This window comes from Rhodanobacter sp. K2T2 (genome assembly GCF_013408815.1).
GTDB lineage: Bacteria > Pseudomonadota > Gammaproteobacteria > Xanthomonadales > Rhodanobacteraceae > Rhodanobacter.
This window is the reverse complement of sequence record NZ_JACCCA010000005.1, coordinates 200578-216756: the sequence shown is the minus strand read 5'-3', so window position 1 is coordinate 216756 and position 16179 is coordinate 200578. Positions and strand designations below refer to the sequence as shown.

8 protein-coding genes are annotated in these 16179 nt (G+C 63.3%); 3 read left to right on the top strand and 5 right to left on the bottom strand.

The genetic code is table 11. The features are described 5' to 3' along the window. Window positions 1-123 precede the first annotated feature (123 nt). From btuB to HDE78_RS10070, 3 genes are all read left to right on the top strand, one after another. Window positions 124-2028 (top strand): TonB-dependent vitamin B12 receptor, encoded by a 1905-nt coding sequence (btuB, locus tag HDE78_RS10080; RefSeq protein WP_345776050.1) that lies wholly within the window; start codon window positions 124-126, stop codon window positions 2026-2028. Window positions 2029-2281: 253 nt separating this feature from the next. Next, on the top strand, window positions 2282-5455 hold the full coding sequence (locus HDE78_RS10075) for an efflux RND transporter permease subunit (RefSeq protein ID WP_179478865.1): 3174 nt from the start codon (window positions 2282-2284) through the stop codon (window positions 5453-5455). Between the two features lie 444 nt (window positions 5456-5899). Further along, a complete protein-coding gene (locus tag HDE78_RS10070; protein WP_179478863.1) occupies window positions 5900-9073 on the top strand; it encodes an efflux RND transporter permease subunit in 3174 nt (1057 codons plus the stop codon). A gap of 183 nt (window positions 9074-9256) precedes the next feature. Here HDE78_RS10070 and HDE78_RS10065 read toward each other — a convergent pair whose 3' ends face one another. The 5 genes from HDE78_RS10065 to HDE78_RS10045 form a co-directional block, all read right to left on the bottom strand. Further along, window positions 9257-9808: a DUF3617 family protein gene (locus HDE78_RS10065; RefSeq protein ID WP_179478861.1), complete on the bottom strand. Its 552-nt coding sequence runs from the start codon at window positions 9806-9808 to the stop codon at window positions 9257-9259. 65 nt (window positions 9809-9873) lie between these two features. Beyond that, entirely contained in the window at window positions 9874-11919 is a 2046-nt protein-coding gene (locus HDE78_RS10060) for an alkaline phosphatase family protein (RefSeq protein WP_179478859.1), read from the bottom strand. 208 nt (window positions 11920-12127) lie between these two features. Next, window positions 12128-13777 carry a multicopper oxidase domain-containing protein gene (locus HDE78_RS10055; protein WP_179478857.1) on the bottom strand — a complete coding sequence of 550 codons (1650 nt, stop codon included), beginning with the start codon at window positions 13775-13777 and terminating at the stop codon, window positions 12128-12130. Between the two features lie 197 nt (window positions 13778-13974). Continuing rightward, window positions 13975-15438 carry an MATE family efflux transporter gene (locus HDE78_RS10050; RefSeq protein WP_179478847.1) on the bottom strand — a complete coding sequence of 488 codons (1464 nt, stop codon included), beginning with the start codon at window positions 15436-15438 and terminating at the stop codon, window positions 13975-13977. 143 nt (window positions 15439-15581) lie between these two features. Continuing rightward, window positions 15582-16103, bottom strand: coding sequence for an acyloxyacyl hydrolase (locus tag HDE78_RS10045; RefSeq protein ID WP_179478845.1), 522 nt, complete (start codon window positions 16101-16103; stop codon window positions 15582-15584). Window positions 16104-16179 lie beyond the last annotated feature (76 nt).

Below are 16179 nucleotides of genomic sequence, written 5' to 3'. Positions count from 1 at the left end.
TGAACCACGTGCCGTGGCGACCTCAGTTTGTGCGTGCCGCGCCTGCCCGTTGTTCTGTCTTTCTCTGTCGTCGGCTGCCAGCCCATCGAACGTGTGGGCCGTACGCGGGTGTGCGGCTGGGGAATGACATTGAAAAAGACTTTACTGGCAGCCTCGCTGTTGAGCTGCATGATGGCCGCCCACGCGGCTGACCAGGGTGCTGCCGATCTGAGCAACACCAGCTCGCTCGATCCGGTGATCGTGACTGCCACGCGCACGCCGATCCATATCGACGAATCGCTGTCGTCCGTGACCGTCATCACCCACGCCGACATTGAGCGGCTGCAACCGGTGTCGGTGATCGATCTATTGAATGGTCTGCCGGGCGTGACGTTTGCGCAGTCCGGTGGCATCGGCCAGCAGTCGTCGCTGTTTCTGCGCGGCACCAACTCCACGCATACGCTGGTCTTGATCGACGGCGTGCGGATCGGTTCGATCACTGCCGGGCTGCCCGCGTTCGAACAGATCCCGGTGGAGCAGATCGATCGCATCGAAATCGTGCGCGGCCCGCGCTCGAGCCTCTACGGCGCCGACGCGATTGGCGGCGTGATCCAGATTTTCACCAAGCACGGTAACCCTGGCGGTGGCATTGCGCCATCGCTGAGCATGACCACCGGCAGCAACGGTTTCGTCAATTCGCAGGTCGGCTTGTCCGGCGGCGATCCGCACGCCTGGTACAACGTCAGCCTGGGCGGTGAGTACACAAGCGGTATCCCCGCCTGTCGCCTGGGCGCTGCGGAAGCAGGGGCCGGCTGCTTTGTCGACGATCCGCGCGATGACGCCTACCGCAATTGGAACGGTTCGGCCAATACCGGCTACCGCTGGGACAACGGCACCGAGCTGGCGTTCGACTGGCTGCGCAGCAAGAGCGACGTCGAATATGCCGGCAGTCCGTACGGCGGCAACGATGCCGTCAACGAGCAGCATGTCGCCGGAGCGCGTCTGAGTTTTTCGCCGCTGGATATCTGGAAGGTGACGCTGAATGCGGGCCAGAGCCGCGACGATTCGCAGACCTACTACCAGGGCACGTACTTCGGCGATTACTACCCGCGCACGCCGACCGGTTACGCCGATTCGCGCCGCAACCAGTTTTCCTGGCAGAACGACATCGCGCTCGGCAGCGGCCAGCTGCTGACCGTCGGCGCGGACTATCAGCAGGAGCACATCACCAGCGACACCGGTTATCTCGACAGCACTCGCGGCGACGCGGGCACCTATGCGCAGTACCAGGGCACCTTCGGCCAGAACGAAGTGCAGCTGTCGGCGCGGCACGACCACAACGATCAGTTCGGCAATCACAACACCGGCGCCGCGGCGTGGGGCTACAACTTTGCCGATGGCCTAAAGCTCACCGCCAGCTACGGCAGCGCCTTCCATGCGCCGACCTTCAACGATCTCTACTATCCCTACGGCAGCGGCAACCCGAATCTGAAGCCGGAAAGCTCGCGCAGCGCCGAGCTGGGGCTGTCGCAGACCGTGGGCATCTGGAACTGGGCGTTGAATGCCTACCAGACGCGCATCAACCAGCTGATCACGCTGGACGCCAACTACGTGCCGCAGAACATCAGCCAGGCGCGCATCCGCGGGCTGGAAGGGCAGGTGGGCGTAAACCTCGATGGCTGGCGTCTGCAAACCTACCTCACCGCCATGCAGCCGATCGAGGACGACAGCGGCCCGAACAACGGCAACCTGCTGCCGCGGCGGCCGAAGCAGACCGCGCGCGTGGAGCTGGACAAGAGCTACGGCAACTTTGCCTTCGGTGCCACCTTCAACGCCGATGGCAAGCGCTACGACGACGCGGCCAACCTGCATCGCCTCGGCGGATACACCACCACCGATCTGCGCGCCAGCTATGCGTTTGCGCCGAGCTGGAAGGTCGAGGCGCGGCTGGCCAATATTTTCGATCGCAACTATGAAACCGCGTACTACTTCAACCAGCCGGGCCGCACCTGGTATTTGACGCTGCGCTATAGCCCGGCAAGTCTTTGAGTCATGCGTATGTGCCGTCAGCACGGACGCTGGCGGAGTGGCACTCCAGGGAGTGGAGCGGAAGCAACACGAACAGGGACGTTCACCCCTGCCTTTCGACAGGGTGAGGACTTAAGGCACATACGTTTGCGCACGCCGACAGGCATAAAGTCGGCATGATCGATACGCACGCCGCTGCCGCATGCCCTTTTACGTCCGCGAAGGTGTTCGCCGGCGTCGGCTCGCCGCTATGCTTGCAGGCCACGGAAGCGCCATGAATATTTTCGCCCCCATGATTCGCCGCCCTGCCGGCACTTCGCTACTCGCGATCGGCCTGGTGCTGGCCGGTATCTGCGCCTATTTTCTGCTCGGCGTGGCGGCGCTGCCGTCGTTCGAGCTGCCGGTCGTTTTCGTGCAGGCCGCACAGCCCGGTGCCAGCGCACAGACCATGGCCAGTACGGTGCTGGCGCCGCTGGAGCGGCATCTGGGTCAGATTCCCGGCATCGACGAAATGTATGGCAATGCCACGGAAGGTTCGGCAACCGTGCTGGTGCGCTTTCATTTTGGGCGCGATACCGATAAAGCCGCGCGCGATGTGCAGGCTGCGATCAACGCCGCACAGGCGGATCTGCCGGTTCTGCCGAGCCCGCCGCAGTACTTCAAGGCGGACACGGCATCGATTCCGATTTTGCTGGTGACGCTGAAATCCGACGGCCTGCCGATCGACAAACTCTACGATCTCACCGATACCTTGCTACAGCCGGCGATGGCGCAGATTCCGGGCGTGGCCCAGGTGCAGGTGTTCGGCGGCACGCCGCACGCGGTGCGCATCGATCTGGACATGCATGCGCTGGCCGCCAAGAACCTCACCGCCAACGACATCAGCAACGTGCTGATCGCCGCCAATGTGTCCTCGCCGCAGGGCGTGCTCTCGGACGGGCACACGCAGATGACGGTGACGGCGAACGACGCCCTGCAGACGCCCGAGGACTTCGCCAAGCTGCTGATCTCCGACATCAACGGCGTGCCGGTGCGCATGTCCGACGTGGCCAAGGTCTACAGTGGCGAACAGGATAAATACCAGGGCGCCTGGTTCAACGGCAGCAAGACCGTGGCCATGCAGATCAGCAAGCGTCCGGAGGCCAACGCGGTCGCCACGGTCGAAGCGATCCGCGCCAAGCTGCCACAGTTGCGCGCCGCGCTGCCGGCCAATATCACCATCACGCCGATCTTCGATCTCACGCAGACCACCAAGTCGGCGCTGCACGAGGTGGAGGTCGCGCTCGCGATCAGTATCGTGCTGGTGATGCTGGTGATGCTGGTCTTTCTGCGCCGCCTGCGGCCTACGCTGATCGCCACGCTCAGCGTGCCGCTCTCGCTGGCCGGCGCCTTCGTGGTGATGTGGGTACTGGGCTATACGCTCAACACGTTGTCGCTGGTGGCACTGGTGCTGTGCATCGGCTTCGTCGTCGACGACGCGATCGTGGTGATCGAGAACATCGTGCGGCATATGGAGCACGGTGAAGAGGCGTTGGAGGCATCGCTGGTCGGTGTCAGCGAAATCGGCTTTACGGTGATTTCGATCACGCTGTCGCTGATTGCGGTGTTTGCGCCGCTGCTGTTCGGCAACAGTATTCTGGTACTGCTGCTGCGCGAATTTTCTGTCACGCTGACCGCCGCGGTAGTGATCTCCGCGCTCGTATCGCTGACCTTGACGCCTGCGTTGTGCGGCCTGCTGCTGAAACAGGATGCGCATGGCATCGTGCGCCAGCCCTCGCGCATCGAGCAGGCGATGGAGCGCTTCGACCGCAGCCTGCACCATCGCTACGAGCGCGCGCTGGACTGGGCCATGCGCCATCGCCGGTTGATGCGCTGGCAGCCGCTGCTGCTGCTGGTGTTGACCATGGTGCTGGCCGTTGCCGTAGTGAAAACCGCTGGCGGCACCTTTATGCCCGACGAGGACACCGGCCAGCTTCAGGTCGATCTCACGGCGGATACCAATATCTCGCCGACCTTGTTGGCCGAGCGCGTCAAGCATGCGGCCAGCATCATCCAGGCCGAACCCGATGTGGTCGACGTTCTCAGCATCCTTGGCGCCAACGGCGGCGGCAACGGTGCCGTCGGCAATAGCGGCAGCATGTTCGTGGATCTCAAGCCGCGCGGCAGCGGTGCCGATGAGCGCCATGAAAATATCAAGGTGCTGATTGATCGACTCGGCAAGAAACTCGACGCCTTGCCCAACATGCGCGTTGAAGTCTCGCCGGTGCAGTTTCTCGGCGGTGGCGGCAGCGGAGACAACGCCGGCCAGTACGAATTCCAGCTGGTCAGTTCCGACGGTGGCGACCTGCAGCCGTGGACGCTGAAATTGGTACATCAGCTGCGCACCATGAAACAGCTGCGTGACGTCAGCAGCAACTTCGATCAGGTCGGCAAGCAGCAGATGATCGAGGTCGATCGCGATGCGGCCAGCCGGCTGCAGGTCAGCATGGGCGACATCGACTCGGTGCTGCAGAACTCGTTCGGCCAGCGTCAGGTGTCGGTGATCTATTCCGACCTCAACCAGTATCGCGTAGTGCTCAACTCCGCCGCGGCCGAATCGATCAGCGCGCAGGCCCTGCTCAACAGCTACGTGCGCAACACACAGGGCAGCATGATTCCGCTATCGGCGATGGCCAGCATTGCGCCCAGCCTCACGCCGACGCGCATCCGCCACCACAACCAGATGGAAGTGTCGACCATCAACTACAACCTGGCCAAGGACGTGACCCAGGACAAGGGCATCGCGCTGATCAATCAGGCGGCCACGATCGTGCAACTGCCCGAAGGTATGCGCGTGGATTTCACCGGCGCCAACCAGAACCTGCAACAGGCCGAAAGCAACGGCTATATCCTGATCGTGGGCGCTATCGTGGCGATGTACATCGTGCTCGGCATTCTCTACGAGAGCCTCGGCCATCCGCTGACGATTCTTTCCACGCTGCCGGCTGCCGGCGCGGGGGCGTTTCTCGCGCTGCTGGTCACGCAGACGCAGATCAGCCTGATGGCGATCATCGCGATCCTGATGCTGATCGGCATCGTAAAAAAGAATGCGATCCTGATGGTCGACTTTGCGCTAGTTGCCGAACGCGAACGCGGCCTGCCGGCACCCGAGGCGATCCGCGAGGCGGCGCTGGTGCGTTTCCGTCCGATCACCATGACGACCCTGGTGGCGATGGGGGCGGCGTTGCCCTTGGCGATCGGTTTCGGCGTGGGCTCGGAGATGCGCCAGCCGCTGGGTATCGCGATTGTCGGTGGCTTGCTGGTGTCGCAGCTGCTGACGTTGTTGAGTACGCCGGCGATCTATCTGTGGAATCACGATCGGAAGATTCGCAAGGCGGCGCGGATGGAACGACGCGCCGCGAAGAAGCGGCTCAAGGCCTTGGGTAAGCCGGCGCAGGCCGGGGTCTGAAGAAAATCCGATCGTCTCGCTGAGCGCGTAGCGGGATAGCTTGCTGTCGTTGATGTCGATCAAAAGCAGAGCTTCCTCTGTGGCACCAGGAGTAAGTGATGCAGCATCGAGGCGCGGCTAGCGAATAGCCTCGATCGCCATGCCGAGACCGCGCACCACTCCCGTCGTCGCAGCTTACGCGGTGCTCGATCGTGCGTTGCAGCGCCACAGATCTGATGGCGCCCCCGGAAGAGGGTTGACGGAGTGGCTGCGCAGAGAAGTTGTATGGGTGCGCGACCCCTGCCTTTCGACAGGGTAAGGACTTAAGGCACATACGCCATGGCTGTCCGACAGGCATAACGCCGGTATGATCGAGACGCGCGCCATGGCCACTGACACTCTGCCCGTGGCGAAGGGATTCACACGTGGCGGCTCGCCGCCAGGGTTGTCGGCCAAGAAAGCGCCATGAATATCTTTGCCCCCATGATTCGCCGCCCAGCCGGCACTTCGCTGCTTGCCCTGGGCTTGATACTCGCAGGCATCTGCGCCTACTTGCTGCTTGGCGTAGCCGCACTGCCATCGCTGGAGTTTCCGGGCGTTTACATAGTGGTGCAGCAGCCGGGGGCGAGCGCGCAGACGATGGCGTCTACCGTGGTGGCGCCGCTGGAACGCCACCTGGGCCAGATTCCCGGCATCGATGAAATGCATTCGGAGAGCAACGAAGGCGCGGCGTTCGTGCAGATCCGCTTCAATCTCGGCCGCAACGCGGACAAGGCCGCCCTCGACGTGCAGGCGGCGATCAATGCCGCAGCGCCCGATATGCCCAGCGACCTGCCGGCGCCGCCGCAATATTTCAAATTCGACACCTCGCAGATTCCGGTGCTGCTGGTTGCGCTGACCTCGACCAGCCTGCCGCCGGAAAAACTGTACGACCTCACGGATACCCTGCTTAGGCCGGCGATGGCGCAAATTCCTGGCGTAGCGCGTGTGCAGGTGGGTGGCGGCTCGCCGCACGCGGTGCGCATCGCCCTGGATACGGACGCGCTGGCCGCCAAGGGGCTTACCGCCAACGATGTCAGCAATGCGCTGATCGCCGCCAATGTCAGCTCGCCGCAAGGAACCTTGAGCGACGGCCATACCCAGACCACGCTGATCGCCAACGACGCTTTGCACGAGTCGGGCGAATTCGCCGATCTGTTGATCGCGATGACGAAGGGCGTGCCGGTGCGTATGTCGGATGTGGCGACCATCAGCAGCGGCCAGCAGGATCAATACCAGGGCGCCTGGTTCAACGGTCAGCGCACGGTGATCCTCAATATCAGCAAGCGGCCAGAAGCGAACTCGGTGGCCACCGCCGCCGCGATTCGCGCCAAGCTGCCGCAGCTGCGCCAATGGCTGCCGGCGGACGTGCAGCTTACGCCCATGTTCGATCTCACCCAGACCACCAAGTCGGCCCTGCAGGAGGTTAAGGTGGCCTTGTTGATCAGCATCGTGATGGTGGTGCTGGTGATGCTGGTCTTCCTGCGCCGACTGCGGCCGACGTTGATCGCCACGCTCAGCGTGCCGCTCTCGCTGGCCGGCGCGTTCGTAGTGATGTGGGCCTTCGGCTATACGTTGAACACGCTGTCGCTGGTGGCGCTGGTGCTGTGCATCGGTTTCGTGGTGGACGACGCGATCGTGGTGATCGAGAACATCGTGCGGCACATGGAGCACGGCCAGACTCCGCTGGAGGCCTCATTGAACGGCACCCGCGAGATCGGCTTCACGGTGATCTCGATCACGCTATCGCTGATCGCCGTGTTCGCGCCGCTGCTGTTCGGCAACAACCTGCTGGTGAAGCTGCTGCGCGAGTTCTCGGTCACCTTGACTGCGGCGGTCGTGATCTCGGCCCTGGTGTCGCTGACCCTGACGCCGGCGCTGTGCGCCAGTTATCTCAAGTTCGAACACGCCGGCGAGCACCAACCCGGACGTTTGGAACGCGCGCTGGAACGCTTCGATCGTGGTCTGCACCATCGTTACGAGCGCGCGCTGGACTGGGCCATGCGCCATCGCCGGCTGATGCGCTGGCAGCCGCTGCTGCTGCTGCTCCTGACCGCAGCGTTGGGCGTTGCGGTAGTGAAAACGGCTGGCGGTGCCTTCATGCCGGAGGAGGACACCGGCTTGCTGCAAGCGCAGATCCAGGCCGACGCCAATATTTCGCCGAAGTTGTTGAGCGAACGCGTGAAGCAGGTCGGTGCCATCGCCCAGGCCGACCCGGCGGTATTCGATGCCACCACCATCCTCGGCAACGACAACGGGCCTGGCGGCGCGGTCGGCAGTAACGGCACGATGTATATCGACCTCAAGCCCAAGGGCAGCGGCCCGGGGCAGCGCCGCGAAAGCGCCAAGGTGGTGCTGGCGCGATTGAGCGAGCGCTACCAGAAACTGGCGGACGTCGGGGTGTACCTGAATCCGGTGCAGTTTCTCGGCGGTGGTAGCGGCAACAATCGCGGCGGCCAGTATTCCTTTCAGCTGATCGACAGCAGTGGCGGCGATCTGCAGCCGGTGTCGCTCAAGGTAGAGCGGCTGATGCGCATGCACAAAGAGCTGCGCGATATCAGCAGCGACTTCGACAGCGTCGGCAAGCAGCAGTTGCTGAGGATCGATCGCGACGCCGCCGCGCGGCTGCAGGTGAGCGTAGGCACGATCGATTCGGCGCTATACAACTCGTTCGGGCAACGGCAGGCGTCGATCATTTACTCGGACATCAACCAATATTGGGTGGTACTTACATCAACCGCCGCCGAGCGGATCAGCCCGGAAACCCTGCTCGACCTCTACGTGCGCAATACGCAGGGCCAGATGGTTCCGTTGTCCGCGCTAGCCCATATCGAACCCAATCTCGCACCTACCCTGATCACCCATGAAGACCAGCAGCAGGCCTCGGAAATTCACTACAACCTCGCGCCGGGCATCACCCAGGACAAGGGCGTGGCGCTGGTGCAGCAGATCGCGGCGGCAGCCGATCTGCCGGGAGAAGTGCGGCTCGATTTCACTGGCGAGAACCAGCGCCTGCAGCAGGCGCAGTCCAACGGCATGATCCTGCTGCTGGCGGCGATCGTCGCGATGTACATCGTGCTGGGCATCTTGTACGAAAGCCTGGGTCATCCGCTGACGATTCTCTCGACGCTGCCCGCCGCCGGCGCGGGCGCGTTTTTGGCGATGCTGGTGACGCATACGCAGCTCAGCCTGATGGCGATCATTGCCATTCTCATGCTGATCGGTATCGTGAAAAAGAATGCGATCCTGATGGTCGACTTCGCCTTGGTCGGCGAACGCGAACGCGGCCTGCCGGCACCCGAGGCGATCCGCGAGGCGGCGCTGGTGCGTTTCCGTCCGATCACCATGACGACTCTGGTGGCGATGGGCGCGGCGTTGCCCTTGGCGATCGGTTTCGGCGTGGGCTCGGAGATGCGCCAGCCGCTGGGTATCGCGATTGTCGGTGGCTTGCTGGTGTCGCAGCTGCTGACGTTGTTGAGTACGCCGGCGATCTATCTGTGGAATCACGATCGAAAGATTCGCAAGGCGGCGCGGATGGAGCGCCGCGCGGCGAAGCGCCGCCTCAAGGCGATGGGTAAGTCCGCGCAAGCCGCGGGTTGAAGCCATCCCTGTTGCGTTGCTTTGCAAGCAGAGCTTTCACCCTTCGGCGAAGGACGAAAGCTCTGCTGCAAAAAAGACATCAACGGGGAAAAGTAAAGTGAATCTTTACCCAGGCTCTCCCCCAATAGAGCCTGGGAGGGGTGATTACATTCGATGATTCGAGAGAATCACCGCAAACAAAAGTCAGTCGCTCGGACTGGTGCAAGCCGCGTAGCGCTTTCCTTCCACGCGCACCACCTCCCCCTCCCCCTCCCCCTCCCCCTCCCCCTCCCCCTCCATCGCGACACTCGCCACATAATGCTCCGGCGAATCGAAATCCACGCGGCCCTTGCCGGTCGTCGACGTATTCCCAGGACAACTCAACGACCAGTCCAGCGCGGTGCTGCGGCGGCGCTGATCGTGGCGCAGGCACTTGGTCTGATTCGGTACGTCGATAGCGGCGAACTCGACCCAGGGGTCGGCCCCTTCGTCGACGCAGTGCCAGGTGGTTTTCGGCTGGCCGACGATCTGGCCGTGACTGACGATGCGGGTGACGATTTTCCACAGGCCGGGCATGGCCTGAAAGTCGCCTGGGTCGGCAAGGGTGGCAGTGCTGACGAGCGCGGCAGTAAGAAATAGAAGAACGATAAAGCGGCGACGGACATCGGAATTTTGCAGTCTGCGTCGGCTGTGTCGAATCGGTCGATGCATGATGAAATGTTCTCCGGTGACAAAAACAAAGCAGGCCCCGGGCATGCCCGGGGCCTTTGCGCGGTTCGCTTCAGCAGAACCCTCAGCAGAAACCGCGCGGTGTTACTTCATCAGTTTTGCGTGCCGTCCTGCACGGCAGCAGTAGTCCAGCCGCCGCGCGAGAAGTCGAACATGTCCATCAGGTTGCCGATGGCCGGCGCGTTGACGGGCACGTACGGGTTGCCGCGCAAAGCGATCGGGTTGGGCAAGTTGTCGCGGCTGCGCGGGGAGATGGTGGCGTCCAGTCCCCAGTTGGCTTCGACGAATTTGTCGAACGAAACGTGGTCGTAGTATGTGTGCACCACACGGCCGCCCTGCGAGTACTTCGAGATCACCAGCAGCGGAATGCGCGTGCCGTCGCCGAAGAAGTCGATCGGCTGCACGTAACCGGAGTCGTAGTAGCCGCCGCCTTCGTCCATGGTCACCATGATGACGGTGTCGTTCCATACCGCCGGATTGGCCTTGGCCATGTCGACGATCTTCTTGACGTAGCCCTCGAACAGTTCGAGCTTCGACGAGGCCGGATGGCCGTCCAGAATGCCGTCGGGTTTGGCGATGGAGACGGCGGGCAACGTGCCGTTCTGGATATCGGTGTAGAGGTCGTTGATATCCTGATTCTTGGCGCGCAAGGTCGGATTGGTCATGATCTGGGTGGAGTAGAGGAACGGATCGCAGATGTTGCAGAAAGTGCCTGCCTCACCGTTTTCCTTGCCGTCGCCCCAGCCTTCGCCGTAGTACTTCCAGCTGACGTTGTGCTTGCTCAGCAGCAGAGCGATGTTGTCCTGCTTGGTCGGCGGAATGGTGAACTGCGTGCTGCCCAGCGGTGCGGGCGTGCCATCGCCCATGTAGCCGGGGTTGTAGTTGTTGACCAGGTAATAGGCACCCGGTTTGCAGTCGGTGCCGCGGAAGGTGCGGTACGGCAGCGATTTGAGATAACCCTTTACCGCCGCCACGCCGGGCTGGGTGTCGTCCGCGCAGTTGACGTAGGAGCCGCCGCCGTAGCCGTCCTGTACCCACCAGTTGTTCGTGCCGGACTGCGAGTTGGGGTTTTCGATCTGGTTGCTCGGCGGTGCGGTGGGGCTGCCGTCGGCATCGGCGTAGAAAATCGGGTTGCCGTAGCCGAGCATGATGTGGTTCGCGCCCGTGCCGCCCATCACCGATTGATGGAAGTTGTCGCTCAGCGTGTAGGTTTTCGCCAGCTCGGCGAAGTAGGGCGCATCGCCCTTGGCCACGTTGAGAAACTGCATGGCGGTGGAGCCTTCGCCCGTGCTTTCGTTGGTGAAGTTGGCCGGCTGCGCGACGCCGTTGTTGCCGGCACCCATGGTCGTCTCTACCCACGGGAAGAGATCGGCACGGCAGCCGCTGGGGTTTTTCGCGGTGGCGCTCTGCATGCTGCAGTCGAGTTGCTGCCACATTTGAAAGAAGCGATGCACCGGGCTGTTGGCGTAGTCGTCGTAGCTGATCGACGCGTGCATGTCGACCGGCGCGTTGGCCAGCTGCGTGGGGAAACGTGTGTCGACCACATCGTTGGGCAGGCCGGTGCCGCCTTCGGCGAGCTCTTGATAGGCGTCGCTCGGCAGCGCGGGTTCGACCGACTGTGCCTGTGCGGCGGAAGAGAACGGCGCCTGCGTCGGCGCGCCGCCGGTGTTCATCGGCGGCAGCGTGGCGAACGGTGCGGTGTGCGTAGGCGTGTTGGAATATTTGCCCGTCTGTGATGCCTGCCACTGCTGAGCCTTGGCCACGTTGGGTCCCGGTGTGCCGTCGGCGTTGACGATGCCTTCGGACAGCAGGTTGTTGATGCTCTGGCCCTTGGGCGGCGTGTAGGTGGCGAAGACGTGGTCGAAGGTGCGGTTCTCACCGATCAGCAGAATCACGTGCTTGATCGGGGTGCGGGTATACCCGCTGCGATCACCGCCCTGGCCGGGATTGTGGAGGGTGACGATGCCGCCGGGCAGGCCGGCCTGGTGTCTGGAGGCGGCCGCGGGTACGCCCTGACGGAACGCGGCGTCCTTGTCCGGTGGGGTGGTGCTCTGGGCGCTGACGATACCGGCGATGGTGACGGTCAGCAGGCCGAGCAACAGTGGTTTGTAGTGCTTGCGATGAATCGGTAAGCGCATGGCTTTGTCTCCTGCAGTGGCAACAGTGCTGCAATCGAATCGTTTCCCCCTGATTCGTAACCGCGGGCCTTGCCGGCGCGACGGTCGGCGGGAGTCTGGGCCGGCAAGATGACGTTGCGTTGGCGCTTGTGCGACAGCCGGCGAGCCTTGGATGACGGCGCGGCGACAGCGCAAGAAACTTCGCGTCGATTCGCAGGAAAAGGCGATTTCAAGCGGGCAAAAGCTCGTAGGGCCGCATCATTTCGTTGTCCTCGTGCTCGAGGAAGTGGCAGTGCCATACGTAGCGGCCGGGCTCGCCGTCGAAGCGCATGGCGATGCGGGTGACCATGCCGGCGTCGGCGCGCACGGTATCCTTCCAGCCCGTTTCATGCGGTGGCGGTGGCTGCGCAGGGCCCGTGTATTTGACGATGCGATGTGCGTTCCAGGCGAACAGGTCGAACGGTCGGCGATCGATGATCTGAAAACGCACCAGATGCAGATGGATCGGATGCGCGTCGCCAGTGATGTTGACGAAGCTCCAGGTTTCGGTGGTGTGCTGCCGAGGTTTTTCGCTGATCGGATCGGACCACATCTTGCCGTCCAGCAGCATCGTCATGGCGTTGCCACCGGCGTCGTCCTGCTCGCCGAGGGCGAGCTGGCGATGCTGCACGGCGCTGGCCGGATCGATGCGCGGCACCGGCCGCAGCGCCGCCGGCAGCGCCGAGGTATCGTGCCTGCCGCGATCGCGCACGCGAAATTCCAGAATGCCTTCGGACTGCTGGCGAAGCTGCAACGATTGGCCGTCCAGTCCGGAGAAGTCGATAACCACGTCGGCACGCTCGGCCGGATACAGCTGGATATGTGAGCGTTCCAGCGGTGCGGTGAGCAGGCCCTGATCGCTGGCGATCTGCTGGAAGGGATGATCGTGCGAGAGCGACAGATCGAAGAAACTGGTGTTGGCCACGTTCACCAGGCGCAGCCGATAGCGTCGCGGTTCGACCTCGAAGTAGGGATACAGCTTGCCATTGCACAGCACGGCGTTGCCGTGGCATTCCGACACCCATGGCGCGGAGGGATCGTCGGACACCGGGTAGTACAGCTGGCCATCCTTCGCGATCAGCCGGTCGCACAGCATCAGCGGCAGGTCGTAATCGCCCGAGGGCAGGTTGAGCGCCAGCTCCTCGGCATCGCGCACAGTGAAGGCGCCAAACAATCCGGCGTAGATGTTGAGCCGGGTGATGCCCATCGCGTGATCGTGGTACCACAGCGTGGCCGCGTCCTGCACGCCGGGGTAGTGGTATTGCAGTGATTTACCCGGCACGTACCAGTCTTCCGGCCAGCCGTCGCTGCCGGCCGGTACGCGCGCGCCGTGCACGTGTGTGACCGCGCGTACGAGCGGCTTGTTCTTTTCCGCACCGTGGATGGTGTGATCGATCGGCAGAAAGTGCGTGGTCGGCAGGTCGTTGGCCCACTCGATCAGCAGCGGCTCGCCGCGCGTGGTCTGGATGGTTGGGCCGGGTGAGCTGCCGTTGTAGCCCCACTGCGGCGTAGGCGGCAGATCGCGGTGCAGTTTGGATCGAAACGCCTGCATCTGCATGCGATAGAGCGGCAGCGTGCGGCCGGGATACGCCGGATGCGTGCGCTGCCCGGCGGCGCGCGCGATCGGCGGCACCGGCAGCGCATCGACGAATTTGCTCAGTGAGGTCGGGTTGAGCAGCGGCACCTTCGGCGCCGCCAGCTGCGGCATTTTCCTATCCGCCGATTTCATCGGCATGGACATGCCGGGTGCTGCGCGTACCGGCCTTAGCGCATCGGTCAGCGCGCAGGCGCCTACCAAGGTGCCTGCGCCCACCAAAAAGCGGCGACGCGAAAGCGTCATCGGCTCCGGCCCCGCGCATGCGGCCGATCGTTCGCCGCGGCCGTTTCCGCACAGGGGAAAAGAATAGATGCCGAGCGGCCGAACAAAAGTGCAAAAATCATCCGGCCACTCTAGGCAGGCCGAATGACAGTCGCGTGGCAGCTTTATATTGCGGCCCTGCAAAGCGGCCGTTTCTCCACTGAACGGAAGAACTTTCGTCAGTCGGTAACCGGCATGATTGCCGTTGCCGGCACGCCCTGCCCGGTCGTGGGTGCCTGTTCGGCTGCCGTTGGCCGGAGCATGTGCGCTCGCCGCCAGCCGCCGTAGCGGTAATAGCCGATCGCCATCAGCATCGACACCAGCGAGCCCAGCGGAAAGCTCCACCAGATCGAATCCGCCCCGAGCCGCGACTGCAGCAGCAGTGCGAAGGGCGGCCGGATAAACCACATCGAAATCAGCAGCACGAACAGCGGCGGCCACACCGCCCCGGTGGAGCGCACCACACCGAACAGTACGAAGGTGGCGCCGAAGAACAGGAACGACCATACCGCGATGACGTTCAGATGCATCGCCAGCCGGATCGCTTCGCCGTCGTGCGGAAGAAACAGCCCGAGCGCCGCGCGGTTGAACAGATAAATGATGCCGATCAGTGTGCCGCCCAGCAGAAAATTGTAGATCAGCCCGGTGCGCGCGATGCGGCTGACCCGATCCCACAGCCGCGCGCCGACGTTCTGCGCGGCCATCGACGATACCGCCGCACCGATCGCCATCGCCGGCATCTGCACATACGTCCATAGCTGGCTGGCGGCGCCGTAGGCGGCCACGGTATGCGAACCGTATGCGTTGACGAGGCGCATCATCAGGATCGCCGAGCTGGAGATCACGATCATCTGCAGGCCCATCGGCAGGCCTTTGAACACCAGCGCGCGCAGCAGCGCCGGGTCCGGTTTCAGATAGCCCAGTTCGGCGCCGGTCAGCCGCAGAAAATGCTTGCGTCGGTACAGCGTGGCGATGAGTGCAGCCAGCGCGATGATCTGTGCGATCAGCGTGGCGGTAGCCGAGCCGGCGATGCCCATCTTCGGGAACGGCCCAATGCCGAAGATCAGCAGGGGATTGAGTCCGATATCCAGCAGCACGGCCACGCCCATGAAGATCAGCGGCGTCTTCGAGTCGCCGGCGCCGCGCAGCGTCATCATCAGAAAGTTGAGGAAGTACATCGCCGGCATCGCGATAAAGATCACGTGCAGATAGGCGATCGCGAACGGCAGCGCATCGGCCGGCGTGCCGAGCAAACGCAGAATCGATGCCGTGCCCAGATAGCCCGCCACCGACACCAGCACCGACAGCGCCACAAAGAACCCGGTGCCGGTGCCGACCACGCGCTTGGCCTCGTCGATATTGCGCGCGCCCAGGCTCTGGCCGACCAGAATCGTGCTGGCCATGCTCACGCCGAATACCATGCTGAGCAGCAGAAAGATGATCAGCGACGAATTGCTGCCCGCCGAGAGTGCGGCCTCGCCGAGGTAGTGGCCGATCCACATCGCATTGACCGACGCGTTCAGCGACTGCAGCACGGTGCTGCCGAGAATCGGCAGCGCGAAGAACAGCAATGTCGAAGCGATCGGCCCCGAGGTCAGCGATGCTTTGGCCTTCGAGGCTTGTTGGGGGCGCGGTGAGGACATGGCGATGGTTCCGTAAGGGGGCTGCGCAACCGACGCATCATCGCTCAGTTTGGAACCGAAGGCTCGGGCGCCGCGCCCCAAAAAAAAATCCCCGGCGCGAGGCCGGGGATTTCGATATCAGCGAAATAAAGCGGACGAGACGGTCAGAAGCTCACGCCGACCAGCGCCATCGTCTCTCCGCGGTTGGGCTCATGAATGCCTGCGTTGGAAATGTGCCGCAGCTGCAGGCTGAAATGCTTGCCCTGCCAGCCAAACGTGCTGGCAAATTCCAGTGGTCCGCTCAGCCCCGGCGTGCGGCCGGTGTTGTACGTCGGCTGGAAGCTGAAAAACAGATGGCGGTACCAGTCGCCGGGCTGGCCGTACTGGAAGCGGGCGCCGGCGCCGAGCAGAAAGGCGTTGTCGCGGGTGTTCTCGCCTTCGATGCGGTGATTATAAAGATTGCGGCCGTCGATCCAGCCCAGCGAAACGTCCGGCGCCCAGGTGAAGTTGCTGCTGCCGATCGGCTGCGCATCGAATATCCCTTCCACGAAAACAGCCGGCGTGCCGTGGCTGTTGGAGTAGCTGCGGCCGGCTTCGATCTCGAACGTGGCGGCCGCGGCCGGCAGGCTCAAGCCAACGAGGGCAACGGCGAGAGTGGTGCACAGAAGTTTCTGGAAGGGGTGCATTGGCAGGTCCGTGGTTGCGGAAAGAATTCGCGCCATGGTTTTCGATGGCGCGTCGCTTGAAAGTGAATGCTCGCTT

Bases quoted from the DNA above. Each gene is read 5' to 3' on its own strand.
- btuB (WP_345776050.1), top strand. From the start codon at position 124: ATGACATTGAAAAAGACTTTACTGGCAGCCTCGCTGTTGAGCTGCATG.
- HDE78_RS10075 (WP_179478865.1), top strand. From the start codon at position 2,282: ATGAATATTTTCGCCCCCATGATTCGCCGCCCTGCCGGCACTTCGCTA.
- HDE78_RS10070 (WP_179478863.1), top strand. From the start codon at position 5,900: ATGAATATCTTTGCCCCCATGATTCGCCGCCCAGCCGGCACTTCGCTG.
- HDE78_RS10065 (WP_179478861.1), bottom strand. From the start codon at position 9,808: ATGCCCGGGGCCTGCTTTGTTTTTGTCACCGGAGAACATTTCATCATG.
- HDE78_RS10060 (WP_179478859.1), bottom strand. From the start codon at position 11,919: ATGCGCTTACCGATTCATCGCAAGCACTACAAACCACTGTTGCTCGGC.
- HDE78_RS10055 (WP_179478857.1), bottom strand. From the start codon at position 13,777: ATGACGCTTTCGCGTCGCCGCTTTTTGGTGGGCGCAGGCACCTTGGTA.
- HDE78_RS10050 (WP_179478847.1), bottom strand. From the start codon at position 15,438: ATGTCCTCACCGCGCCCCCAACAAGCCTCGAAGGCCAAAGCATCGCTG.
- HDE78_RS10045 (WP_179478845.1), bottom strand. From the start codon at position 16,103: ATGCACCCCTTCCAGAAACTTCTGTGCACCACTCTCGCCGTTGCCCTC.